Here is a 12405-nt window from a genome sequence, read left to right as displayed (position 1 = left end):
CAGGCTGAAAAAGAAAGAATGAAAAAATATATCCTCCCATTAATTTGTCTGTTTGCCTGCCATAAGGCCGTTTTTGCACAACAAGCTGTACCCGCAACGAAAAACGCAGCCGTCTATGCCGCCGATATATGTATATATGGCGGCACCTCCAGCGGCGTAATTGCAGCCTATACGGCTGCTAAATCCGGGAAAAAGGTCATACTGATCGAGCCGGGAAGACATTTAGGCGGAATGACCACCGGGGGGCTTGGTTATACGGATATAGGGAATAAATATGTGGTAACAGGCCTGGCGAGGGATTTTTACCGCCGTATTGGCGCGCATTATGGAAAATTTGAACAATGGATATTCGAGCCGAAGGTGGCAGAGGGGATCATTATGGATTATGTGAAACGGGCGGGATTTACTGTTTTGCGGGAGAGTCGCCTTAAAGAAGTCAAAAAAGAAGGGAATCAGATAAAAGAAATTATCCTGGAGAATTCGCATAATCCTGCCGCCGTCGCAAATACAACAGTGCGAGCGAAAGTATTTATGGACTGCACGTATGAGGGGGATCTGATGGCCCGTTCAGGGGTTTCTTATTCAGTAGGACGGGAAGCCAATAGTCAGTATAATGAGACGATCAATGGGGTTGAATTTATGGAGGGCCACCAGTTTCCGGATAACATTTCACCGTACAGGGTGCCCGGCGATCCGAAAAGCGGTTTATTATGGGGCATCGGTAATCAATCATTGCCAACCAATGGTACCGGGGATAAAGAAGTGCAGGCTTACAACTTTCGTATCACCCTGACGAATGTTCCGGAAAACCGTATTCCTGTCTCCATGCCTGAAAATTATTCCCCGGACAAGTATGAATTATTACTTCGTTTAAAGGAAAAACAACCGTGGAAAACTTTTAAGGATGTTTTTATCTGGAGTATGATGCCTAATGGAAAGACCGATATTAATAATAAGGGCGGTTTTTCTACGGATATGATAGGAATGAATTGGGAATACCCCGAGGCTGGTTATGATAAAAGGGCTGAAATATGGAAGGAGCATGAGGATTATACGAAAGGCCTGCTATATTTTGTCGGCAATGATGCGCGGATACCTGACTATATCCGGAGCGAAATAAAACAATGGGGATATCCTAAGGATGAATATATGGATAATGGGAATTGGTCTCATCAGTTGTATGTGCGTGAAGCCAGACGCATGATCGGAGAGCTGGTAATGACAGATCATCATTGCCGGGGAAAGGAACTGATAAAGGATGGGGTAGGAATGGCTGCATACGGGATGGACTCTCATAATTGCGAGAGGCTGGTGGAAAATGGACAAGTAAAAAATGAAGGCAATGTCGAAGTACACGGATTCGCGCCGTATTCTATATCCTACAGGGCCTTAATTCCCAAAGAAAAGGAAGCCGGGAATTTATTAGTGCCCGTCTGTTTATCGGCAACACATATCGCTTATGGTTCCATCCGTATGGAGCCGGTATTCATGGTGTTGGGGCAATCTGCTGCTATTGCTGCCTGCAAGGCTATTGATGAAAAAGTACCCGTGCAGCAGGTGAATGTAAATGAGGTACAAAAGGTATTAAAGAACAATCCGCTCGCAGACGGAAGCATACCGGAAATATTGGTTGATAATGAGGACAGCGGTTTTGTTCTGGTAAAAGGAAATTGGAAAACTGAAAAAAATGGAGGATATGGTCCCAGTTTCTTTTTCGCTGATTCCAAAACACAGGCTGATTCCAAAGAGTTGGCTGATTCCAAAGCAAGGACGCCTGAATCAGTCCGGTTTATCCCGGAAATCTTAAAAAAGGAAGCTTATCAGGTTTATGCGTATTTTCCAAAGCTGCTGAATGCTTCCACAAAAACCTATATCAGCATTTTTGATGGCAGGAAGGTTATAGAAAAGAGTATCAACTCATCCTATCTGCAGGTAGAGGGCCAGACCTCCGGGGAATGGGTTTCATTAGGTTTGTATACCTTATTACCAGGCAGGAAAGCATATGTTGAGATCTCCAATAAAAATGCCGATGGAGTGATAGCGGCCGATGCGGTGCTTTTTGTACCCGTTAGGTAAGAGCTATCCGTATGCAAATTTTATTGAGGTTTCTCATTCATTCCCTCGTTCAGTTCCTTGGTTACATTCGACTTGGCATCATTGAATTCCCGGATACCTTTCCCAAGGCCGCGCATAAATTCCGGGATTTTCCGTCCTCCAAATAATACCAATACTGCCACAATAATTAAAATCCATTCACTTCCGCCCGGCATCGACATTAAAAAATAACTCGTCATGATAATAGTTTTACAATAATAAAAATTTATATAATTTACGGAGCAGGTGAGAATAAGGATTTTTGTTTTGTATTATTTTATTTTCCTTAACTATTACCTCCTTATTATGCTGCTTTATTATGCTGCCTGTAATAATTCAGGATCTGCCATAATTCCTGAAAGGCTTGCTGCTATTGAGATGGTATAGTTATTGTTTTTTAAAATGAATAGGAATTGGGAATTTTCTTCCCCGATTTGAGGTGAAAATAAACATTAGAGTTGGGCCGAATAACTTTTTCTTCTTTTATAAATCTGTTGTTATACAAGTTTGCGTAGCTAAATAATAAACGCAAACTAAAAAACGCAAATTATGAAAGACGAAAAATTACAGAACTTTCTTCAGGAGTCGCTGTACGCTCCCCTGGATAGAAAAAAATTTCTGAAATATACCGCTATGGGCGGCGGTGCTTTGTTATTCGGGTTGCAGGCCTGTAAAAAGAATGACAGCCCTTCCTCCGGAACTACGATCGATGTGGGATCGGGTGATCCGGGCATCTTAAATTTTGCTTATGCACTGGAACAATTGGAAGCTGCATTTTATATAAAGGTCAATGCCTCCTTTTATACCAACGCAACTTCGGCCGAAAAGGCTATCCTTAGCGATATCATGAACCATGAGATCGCCCATCGCGATTTTTTTAAGACAGCCCTGGGCTCGGGGGCCATTACTACCCTGCAGTTCGATTTCTCTTCCGTTGATTTTACCAGCCGTACCAGTGTGCTCGGTACGGCAAAGGCATTGGAAGATACCGGAGTTTCCGCTTACAACGGCGCAGGACAATACATTCAGAATGGCGACTATCTTACCTTGGCTGGAAAGATCGTATCCGTGGAGGCCAGACACGCGGCAGCCATAAGAGACCTTATTAATCCCGGATCTGGTGATTTTGCAGGAGATGATGTCGTATCCGCAACCACAGGTCTTGACTTTTCCCGGACTCCTAATTCGACGATAGGCGGGGCCAGCATTGTGGCGACAGCCAATACCTTCCTAAAGACAAAGATATCTGCTACCAAGCTTCCTTAACCGGTCTCCGGTTCCGGAATTATTAATTAGTATACTAAAATAATAAACATGAAAGCGCTAAAAATAATTGAAGAAGCATATAATAAAGACGTTATCGAAAAAAACTTTTCCCGGAGGGAAGCCTTGACCAAGGGTTTAGGGTTTGGTCTTAAGGCTGCACTGGCAGCCATCCCTTTCGGAATTTTCGATGCTATGAATAATAAAGCACAGGCAACACCCCCACCGCCCTCAGCGGTTACCGATATCCTGAATTTTGCCCTTAAGCTGGAATATCTGGAAGCTGCTTTTTACCAGATGGGGCTTAGCACTTCGGGCCTGATCCCTGCTTCTGATTTGAAGGTGATGATGCAGATCAGCAAACATGAGACGGCCCATGTCGCTTTGCTGAAACAAACGATTACTTCCCTGGGGGATACTCCTGTAGCTGAGCCTACTTTTGATTTTACTGCCGGGGGAGCATTTCCGACTGTATTTACCAATTACCAGACCTTTTTGGCTCTGTCCAACGCGTTTGAAGACACAGGAGTAAGGGCTTACAAAGGACAGGCGGTCGGATTGATGGGCTCAGGTGCTGTTCTTACCGCCGCACTGGACATTCATTCTGTAGAAGCCCGTCATGCTTCCGAAGTCAGAAGATTGCGTGGACTGAAAGGATGGATTACCAATGCCGAAGCGAATGGATTACCTGCTGCCATTTATGCAGGGGAGGATACCACGTTTGAAGGCGGGGTGGATGTTAAAACCATTACCTCGGTTCCTCCCGCATCCATTACGGAAGCCTTCGATGAACCGCTGTCTATGGCTGAAGTGCTGGCCATAGCCGGACCTTTTATAAAACCTTAGTATATCATCTTCCGTAAATATCAAAAACCGTCCGGTAACATCCGGACGGTTTTTGATATTTACGCTGGTATGACTATTTAAGACAGCTTCAAAAAATCCCCATCGATTATCAGCAATGTCGCTCCATTTTCTGAAATGGAACGATGGGAGCTCAGGTCGTCCGAAACGATATAATTCATTCCTTTGGACAAGGTGAATTTTTCTCCATTTTGGAGTTCGCTTACAAATTCGCCTTCCAGGCAATAAACAATATGCCCTTTCCGGCACCAATGATCCGCCAAATAATCCTTTGAATATTCAACGATGCGAACCCTTAACCCCTCAAATTGCAGGGTCTGCCAAAATGAAGTGCCGGTGGCACCCTTATGTTCAATTTTTTCAATCGAAGACCAGTCGACTGTTTGAAAGGGGATATGACTCACCCTTAAATATACGTATGCCTGAATGGAAAAAGAGAATTTGTTATATTTATGGTACCCAAAACCAAGAATCCATGCAAAGATTTTTTTCCCTGCTGATCCTGCTTGTTCTTTCTGCAATAGCCTGCTATTCACAAAAAGCAGGCTATTTATCGCTTTCAATAGGACCATCGTTCCCGATAGGTCAATTTGGGAACAAGGACGCTTCTGATCCAAAATCCGGCCTGGCCGATATCGGCGGAATGGCAGATCTGTCCTATGTTTATAAGATCCGGCATTCGAATTACGGGCTGGTTGCCTCGATCAGGGTACGGGAAAACCGCTTTAATTCTTCTGCCTTTCTGGACCCTTTCGAAAAAGAGTTCCCGGATTTTGATTGGTCGCAATCGCAGATCAAAAAGTCCTGGAAGGTTGGAGCAGTGATGATAGGGGGATCCTACAGTTTTCCCATTACAAAGCGGGTAAACCTGGAAGGGCAATTAATGGCGGGGATAGCCAAAGCATATTTGCCGGATATCGTTGTAATGGGATTTCGGGATACAGCGGCTATTCCCGGACATGGAGATTTTATCCATGCCGAAACAAAAAAGGTGAATGCCACTACTTTTTCGGCCTCTATAAAAATTGGGGCCTCCTGCAAATTGACCGACAGGTGGTCCTTGGTGGCTAATGTGGATTATTGGTATTTAAGGCCAACCTTTAAAAATTTAACACAGACCCTGGCCCAGGCAAATAACCTCATCATTTCAGGGTTATATTCACTTTCCAATGCATCTTCTATTTCATATTATCAGTATACCAGGAATTATCCCCAGGATATGAGTACGTTGAATATAACGGTGGGGCTATCGATGCGGCTTTGAGAACGGCATTTAAGACCGGCTGCCCGGGTCCTTAGTCCAGCACCTGTTCCATTTTCATACTTCTTGAACCTTTGATTAACATATAGATACCCGTTTCACGGGGCTGTTGCAAAAAACCGTTTAGCCATCCGCCGGCCTCAAGGGAGTTTTCAAAACGCAGGTAAGGATGGTCGATACGTTGAAAATCACCGCCTACCAGGATTACCTGTTGCCAGGGATATTGCCCGATGAGGTCAACGATTTGCCGGTGTTCTTCAAGGCTTTCCGGACCCAGTTCGGCCATGGCGCCAAGGATCAGGATCTTACCGTTGCCGGTGGCATTTATCCGGGCAAAATTTTCGATGGCTGCCTTCATGCTCGAAGGATTGGCATTGTAGGCATCCAGTATAATGGAATTGCCGTCGCGGCGGATCAGCTGGGAGCGGCTGTTAGAGGGTGTGTAATTTTCAATGGCGGTGCGGATACTGCTGTCCGGTACCCCGAAATGTTTGCCAACGGCAACGGCTACCAGCACATTGGGAAGATTATAATCTCCGACCAGTTGGGTGGAAATGGTACCCGTTGAAGCTCCACTGGCGATGCTGACCTGTAAAAAGGGCTCGCTTTGCGTTACCGTTCCGGTGATATCGGCTCCCCGGGTGCCATAGCTGATGATATGGGGAATGCCCCGGCTCATTTCCTGCAAATAATCATAATCCCACATAACAAAGGCGGTACCATGGTGTTCGCGGAGAAAGCCGTACAATTCCCCTTTTCCTTTTTTTACGCCTTCCGGGCCTCCAAATCCTTCCAGGTGCGCCTTTCCTGCATTGGTGATGATACCGTGTGTGGGAAGGGTATACCTGCAATATCCCTCGATCTCTCCCTGATGATTGGCTCCCATTTCAATCACAGCGAATTGGGCATCCTTCTTAACAGATAAAATGGTCAGCGGGATACCGATATGATTATTCAGATTTCCCTGCGTGGTATAAGTAATAAACATACTGGAAAGAACGGTGTAGACCAGTTCCTTGGTCGTCGTCTTGCCATTGCTTCCGGTAATGGCGATAAAAGGAATGTCGAATTGCTGTCTGTGGTGAAGGGAGAGGTCCTGGAGTGTTTGCAATACATCCTTCACCAGGATCATTCTTCCGGCTTCGTCCGATGAGGCTTGTTCCCGGCCGGAGGCTGCCGGATCTTCGTCGATGATCGCATAGGCTGCTCCCAGTTCCAGGGCCCGGGCTGCAAAAAGGTTGCCGTTAAAATTAGGGCCTTTCAGGGCAAAGAAAAGATCTCCTTCCTTCAGTTTCCGGGTATCGGTCTGGATGGAAGGATATTGAAGGAAAAGCTGGTAAAGCTGCTCAATGTTCATAGATCCGATATTCATGGGTCAAAAATAGTCAAAACTGAAAAAAATGGTTAGGATTCCGGCAAAGGATTTAGGAAATATAATCCTTTGCCGGAACCTCATAATGTCTGTACACTGCGGCTTGGGGTCTTGAGTACTACCGGTAAGCCCGGTAACGAAAAAAGAGGCCGCCTGGTTTGGGCGGCCTCTTTTCAAAAAAAATAAGGTCTTTATTATTGTTTTCTTGTATTCTGTCTTCTTGTTTTATAGTTGATCCCGGTTTGTCTTCCGTTACCGGCTGGGCTGCCTAAACGGTCCATGGCGCAACGGAATCCGATGGTACTATTCGCCTGATCTTCTTCCAGGAAGCGGCGGGCGCCAGGGCTCAACCAATAAGCGCGGTCATTCCAGGAACCCCCTTTCACTACACGTGATTTATTGCTGATCAGGGTCGTTTTGCCATAACCATAAGCTATCCCTGCGATCGAGGAGTCACCATCCAGATAGTTGATAACGTCACCTTTCTGGTAGTTGCGGCGTGCCCTGCTTTCGGAGTCCGTAACGTTACGCATTTTGATGCGGCCGAGACTGTCTCTTTCCGCCTTATTCTCTTTGCCCAGGTCAACGGTTTCGAATTTATTACCACGGTAAGGGGCTACATCATCCACATCTTCAGTAGACAAAGGACGGTAAACGTCATTTACCCACTCGCTCACATTTCCTGCCATATTATAAATACCGAACCCGTTAGGGAAGAAGGAGTTGACCGGTGCCGTATAAACAGCATTATCATTCAGACCGCCGGCAACACCCATATTATCCCCTGCGCCTCTTTTGAAGTTGGCCATAAAAGTTCCCTGCCAGGATCCATGACGGGTATCACGAAGGCCGTTCACGTTATTGCTCCAGGTATATACCTGTTTATTGGCGATCAATTCCTCTCCGCGTTTCTTATCGTTTTTGCCGGGTAAAGGGTTCTGGTTGATATAACCCAAGGCAGCATATTCCCATTCTGCCTCGGTGGGCAGGCGGTAACCCGGTAAGAGGATACCATCTTCGAAGGTAACCTTAGTACGGGGCGTTCCGTTGGGATTGGTCAATTTGTTACTTTTCGATTTAGCCTTGGAACCGGGAGTAGGCTGGAATTCCCCCAGTAAATAAGCTTTTGTATTAAAATTCTCCTGGCCCAGGCCCTGGAGGTTCTTTACGGCATTTTGATTGATAAAGCCTTTATCCAGCAAGGCTTTTTCATTGACACGGTCCGTTCTCCACAGACAGAAATCATGCGCCTGCTTCCAGGTAACCCCGACAACTGGGTAATAGTTATAAGAAGGGTGGCGGAAATAGTATTCTACCAGCGGTTCGTTATAAGCCAGTTCGGATCTCCAAACCAACGTATCGGGAAGAGCGGCTTCGCGGACGTTCTTGAATTCATCGGCGTCGAATACCAGGTTTAGCCAATAAAGGTATTCCCGGTAATGAATGTTGGCTACTTCGGTCTGGTCAATATAAAAGGAGTTGACCGTCACACGCCTTGGAATGTTGTTCCAATCCCGCATAACGTCTTCCTGGGTAGCCCCCATCGTAAAGGTACCGCCCTGAACAAATACCAATCCCGGACCGGTGCGTTGTTCTTTTTCTTTTGAAACCTGGAAACCGCCCATTTTCTTGTCGTTATAATTCCAACCTGTTGCGCTGGATTGATCCGGCTTTTTTTTGCAGGATACGACTAAGGAAAGGCAGGTTGCCAGAATTGCTAGGTTTTTCAGATTCATAGTTAACGCTTTAAGCCGTAATTGAGAGCAAATCATAACGAATTGTAAACTGGATAAACGTGTTTTTTAAGTATATATTGTATTAAAATACGTGTGGAATTTATCCACAGTTGCCCATCTCGCGAATATAGTTCCTTTGCCGTAAATCACCTACGTATAAACCCTGCAGACCTCCTCTTAAATTCCTACATTTGACCTGATGGAGGCCCTTGGATGAAGGGCCTTCTTATTCGGGAGAAGGAACAGCCGGGACAATGCTGCAACTTTCGTACCGTTCCTGTTTTATTCCATAAGTCGTTGTATGAGAATGATTTGCCTATTTATGGTGTTTTGGTGGATCCGGGGCCCTGTTGCCCTGGCCCAAAGAACCTATAAGGCTGGTTCGGTTCTGGCTTCCGGAACCTGGTATAAAATAGCCGTTTCGGGTCCTGGTGTGGTCAGGGTCGATATTCCTTTCCTCAAATCACTGGGAGTCAATACCGACAACCTTTCTTCCGGAACCATCCGCCTGTATGGAAATGGGGGACAAATGCTTCCGGAAGCCTGCAACGGAATCCGGACGGACGATCTTTTGGAGGATGCCCTGGACATAGCCGACGGAGGGGACGGCATCCTGAATGGAAACGATTATTTTCTCTTTTATGCCTCAGGCCCTGATTATTGGGAAAATGACTCCCTGAACAAACAATTCCACCATGTCAAAAACTTATACAGCGGGTCCTCATTTTATTATCTGAATGTATCCGGAACAGGGAGCGGGAATGCCCCCAAACGGATCAACAAATTCTCCTCTCCCCGGAATCCCAATATGTCTGTCAGTTCTTACGATCTCCGGATCTTTCATGAACTGGACAGTGTCAATTTTCTCAGCAGCGGCAAGGAATGGTACGGGGAAGAATTTGCAAATATCCCCGGAAGCCAGGTAGTCAGGACTTTTCCAATAATTTTGCCCCATCTGGACAGCACACGGCCATTAACACTTACGACAAGGTGTATGGCCCGTTCGATAGGGACCGGAAGCCATTTTGACATCAGCGTCAACGCTGTTTCCCTGCCTGCCCTGGAAATACCTTCTGTAACGGATGGGAATTACGATGTGTTCGGAAAGGCTGTTCAGACCGACGGGGTTTTTTCTGTCAATAAATCCGCACTTTCTGCGGTCTTTACCTTTTCTCCGGGAAGTTATAATGCACAAGGGTGGTTGGATTGGCTGGAGATATCCGGCAGGGGGCTTTTATCAGTGGATCAGGGATCCCAGTTGCTTTTCCGGGATTGGAACAGTGTGGGGAGTGGTCTTACCGGTTCGTTTCAGGTATCAGGGGCGCAAAGTGATTGCCGGGTATGGGACATCACCGATCTTTCCGCTCCGCTCGATATGCAGGGAACACTGAACGGTACGGTATTTACCTTTGTAAATGATTGCAACAGGCTTCATGAATACGTGGCTTTTGGCCCTGGTGACAAGGGTGTTTTTCTTACCCCGGTTAGCGTAGGAAAGGTGGACAATCAAAACCTTCACCGGCCGTCCAATCCTGATCTGCTCATCATTACGGATCCGGGGTGGTATGCTCAGGCCCAAAGGCTCTCCCAGTTTCACCAGACGCAGGACCATTTATCCTCATTAGTGGTGACGTCGGCCCAGGTCTTTAACGAATTTTCCGGAGGAAATCCTGACCCTGCAGCCTTGCGGGATTACGTAAAGATGTTCTATGACCGGTCGAACGGAGATTCCACCAAAAGACCCCGTTATTTATTACTCTTCGGTGCCGGCTCGTTCGATTATAAAGACAGGCTCACAGGCAATAATAACCTGGTGCCGGCTTATGAAAGCTCCTCTTCCCTGGATCCGCTGAATACCTATACCTCGGATGATTTTTATGGTTTCCTGGATGATAACGAAAATGTGAATGCGATCAATTCGACCAACCTGCTTGATATTGGGATTGGCCGCATACCTGCCCGTACCCCTGCCGAAGCGGTTGCTGCCGTGGATAAAATAGTCCATTACGCTGATGTTAAAACACAGGGTCCCTGGCGCAACGAGATCAGTTTTATTGCCGACGATGGAGATCAGAACCTGCATCTTGGAGACGCAGAAACTTTTGCCGCTACAGTAGCGGCTGTTTCGCCGGTTTCCAACATCGATAAGATCTACCTGGATGCTTATAAGGAACAGATCACGCCGGCAGGAGGCCGGTATCCGGATGTAAACCTGGCGATCAACAGCCATCTGTACAAAGGTACCCTCATCCTGAACTATACGGGGCATGGCAGCAATGCCCGTCTATCGAATGACGATATTTTGGACCAGTCCACCATCAATAGTTTTTCCAACCAGGATAAACTTCCCCTTTTTATAACCGCTACCTGTGATTTTGCCCCTTATGATAACCCGCTTATCCACTCCATCGGTGCCAATCTCCTTGTCCGGCCGAATACCGGAGCTATAGCCCTGATGACAACCACAAGGTTGGTATTTGCCTTCAGTAATAAGGCGATCAACGATGCATGGCTGAAGGTTGCTCTCCAGCCCAATCCGGATGGATCCTATTATTCTCTGGGAGATGCGGAACGACTGACCAAGAATAACACTTACCGGAGCCAGACCGATGCGGTGAACAACCGCAAATTCACCCTGATCGGAGATCCTGCGCTGACGCTCGCTTATCCGAAGTTAAAAGTGCAAACGGTATCCATTAACGGAAAAATGGTGAATATTCCGGGAACGACTACACAGGATACCCTGAAAGCCTTGAACCGGTATACGGTTGCGGGGAATGTGACAGATAACAGCGGAGCTGTCCTTACATCCTTTAACGGCACTTTGTATATGACTGTTTTCGATAAGTCAAGGACCCTTAGTACTCTTGGAAATAAACCAAACAGTAATAAAGCCGAATTCCAGGTATTGGATAATGTTTTATATAAAGGGAAAGTGCCGGTGGTCCAGGGGAACTATAATTACACCTTTGTCGTCCCCAAGGATATAAACTATCAATATGGAAAAGGGAAGATAAGTTACTATGCCGGCTCCGGAGTAGCTGCAGGAGCCGGTGGGGCCAGTGCCTTGCAGGATGGGAACGGGGCTTTTACCGGGTTCCTGGTAGGCGGTTCGGGAGGAGGGGCAGGATCGGGGACAGGGCCTTCCCTCCAGGCTTTTCTGAATGATGAAAAATTCGTTGATGGGGGGATCACCAATCAATCTCCGGTTTTGATCCTTCATCTACAGGACTCATTGGGCATTAATATTACCGGATTGGGAATCGGCCATGATATTACCGCTGTGCTGGATAATAAGACCCAGAACCCTATCGTATTGAATTCCTTTTATGAAGCGGATCTGAATACCTATAAAAAAGGGACGGTGCGGTTTCCTTTACCACAAATGCAGGATGGAGAACATAGTTTGCTGATCCGGGCCTGGAATGTGGCCAATATTTCAAGCCAGACCCAGCTGACTTTCCGGGTCATTCAATCCCAGCATCTCACCCTTAAACATGTGCTGAATTACCCCAATCCATTCACGACCCATACTACCTTCTGGTTTGAACACAACCGCCCGGGGGAAGATCTGCAGGTCCTGGTTCAGGTGCTTACCATATCCGGTAAGCTGGTAAAATCCCTACGGCATACAATAAACTCACCCGGAAACCGTTCGAGTGAAATTGATTGGGATGGTAAGGATGATTATGGCGCGAAAATTGGGAAAGGAGTTTATCTTTATCATCTCCGGGTACGCAGCCCGGATGGATCAACAGCGGATACTTTTGAAAAATTGTTTATCCTTTAATTTTTAAATAATTGATAATCACTAA

Annotated in this window: 9 protein-coding genes; 5 read left to right on the top strand and 4 right to left on the bottom strand. The window is 46.4% G+C overall.

The genetic code is table 11. The features are described from left to right. Positions 1-18 precede the first annotated feature (18 nt). Positions 19-2076, top strand: coding sequence for an FAD-dependent oxidoreductase (locus ACX0G9_RS12090; protein WP_459065165.1), 2058 nt, complete (start codon positions 19-21; stop codon positions 2074-2076). Between the two features lie 20 nt (positions 2077-2096). Here the strand turns inward: ACX0G9_RS12090 and ACX0G9_RS12085 are convergent, their stop codons facing one another. Further along, a complete protein-coding gene (locus ACX0G9_RS12085) occupies positions 2097-2294 on the bottom strand; it encodes a Sec-independent protein translocase subunit TatA/TatB (RefSeq protein ID WP_459065164.1) in 198 nt (65 codons plus the stop codon). Between the two features lie 349 nt (positions 2295-2643). Here ACX0G9_RS12085 and ACX0G9_RS12080 point away from each other — a divergent pair, with 349 nt between their 5' ends. Together ACX0G9_RS12080 and ACX0G9_RS12075 are read left to right on the top strand one after the other, a co-directional pair. Beyond that, positions 2644-3360 (top strand): ferritin-like domain-containing protein, encoded by a 717-nt coding sequence (locus tag ACX0G9_RS12080; protein ID WP_459065163.1) that lies wholly within the window; start codon positions 2644-2646, stop codon positions 3358-3360. 48 nt (positions 3361-3408) lie between these two features. Then, complete coding sequence (locus ACX0G9_RS12075) at positions 3409-4203, top strand: ferritin-like domain-containing protein (RefSeq protein ID WP_459065162.1); 795 nt, start codon at positions 3409-3411, stop codon at positions 4201-4203. Positions 4204-4280: 77 nt separating this feature from the next. Here ACX0G9_RS12075 and ACX0G9_RS12070 read toward each other — a convergent pair whose 3' ends face one another. After that, positions 4281-4625, bottom strand: coding sequence for a DHCW motif cupin fold protein (locus ACX0G9_RS12070; protein ID WP_459065161.1), 345 nt, complete (start codon positions 4623-4625; stop codon positions 4281-4283). A gap of 71 nt (positions 4626-4696) precedes the next feature. Between ACX0G9_RS12070 and ACX0G9_RS12065 the strand changes: the two genes are divergently transcribed. Then, positions 4697-5485, top strand: a complete 789-nt coding sequence (locus tag ACX0G9_RS12065) for a hypothetical protein (protein ID WP_459065160.1) — start codon at positions 4697-4699, stop codon at positions 5483-5485. A 31-nt stretch (positions 5486-5516) separates the two neighbouring features. Here ACX0G9_RS12065 and ACX0G9_RS12060 read toward each other — a convergent pair whose 3' ends face one another. Together ACX0G9_RS12060 and ACX0G9_RS12055 are read right to left on the bottom strand one after the other, a co-directional pair. Then, positions 5517-6839, bottom strand: a complete 1323-nt coding sequence (locus ACX0G9_RS12060; RefSeq protein WP_459065159.1) for a UDP-N-acetylmuramoyl-tripeptide--D-alanyl-D-alanine ligase — start codon at positions 6837-6839, stop codon at positions 5517-5519. Between the two features lie 209 nt (positions 6840-7048). Beyond that, the gene (locus tag ACX0G9_RS12055) at positions 7049-8590 is read right to left on the bottom strand and encodes an SUMF1/EgtB/PvdO family nonheme iron enzyme (protein WP_459065158.1); all 1542 of its coding nucleotides are present in this window, start codon (positions 8588-8590) and stop codon (positions 7049-7051) included. A gap of 301 nt (positions 8591-8891) precedes the next feature. On the opposite strand from ACX0G9_RS12055, the gene porU reads away from it, so the two are divergent. After that, a complete protein-coding gene (gene porU / locus ACX0G9_RS12050) occupies positions 8892-12380 on the top strand; it encodes a type IX secretion system sortase PorU (protein WP_459065157.1) in 3489 nt (1162 codons plus the stop codon). The last annotated feature ends 25 nt before the right edge of the window (positions 12381-12405 follow it).

This window comes from Flavitalea flava (genome assembly GCF_054461575.1).
The sequence above is the reverse complement of the archived record's forward strand: the minus strand, read 5'-3'. Positions and strand labels throughout refer to the sequence as shown.

What these genes read in the sequence shown, in the direction of transcription:
- ACX0G9_RS12090 (WP_459065165.1), top strand. Translation starts at nt 19, where the DNA reads ATGAAAAAATATATCCTCCCATTAATTTGTCTGTTTGCCTGCCATAAG.
- ACX0G9_RS12085 (WP_459065164.1), bottom strand. Translation starts at nt 2,294, where the DNA reads ATGACGAGTTATTTTTTAATGTCGATGCCGGGCGGAAGTGAATGGATT.
- ACX0G9_RS12080 (WP_459065163.1), top strand. Translation starts at nt 2,644, where the DNA reads ATGAAAGACGAAAAATTACAGAACTTTCTTCAGGAGTCGCTGTACGCT.
- ACX0G9_RS12075 (WP_459065162.1), top strand. Translation starts at nt 3,409, where the DNA reads ATGAAAGCGCTAAAAATAATTGAAGAAGCATATAATAAAGACGTTATC.
- ACX0G9_RS12065 (WP_459065160.1), top strand. Translation starts at nt 4,697, where the DNA reads ATGCAAAGATTTTTTTCCCTGCTGATCCTGCTTGTTCTTTCTGCAATA.
- ACX0G9_RS12060 (WP_459065159.1), bottom strand. Translation starts at nt 6,839, where the DNA reads ATGAACATTGAGCAGCTTTACCAGCTTTTCCTTCAATATCCTTCCATC.
- ACX0G9_RS12055 (WP_459065158.1), bottom strand. Translation starts at nt 8,590, where the DNA reads ATGAATCTGAAAAACCTAGCAATTCTGGCAACCTGCCTTTCCTTAGTC.
- porU (WP_459065157.1), top strand. Translation starts at nt 8,892, where the DNA reads ATGAGAATGATTTGCCTATTTATGGTGTTTTGGTGGATCCGGGGCCCT.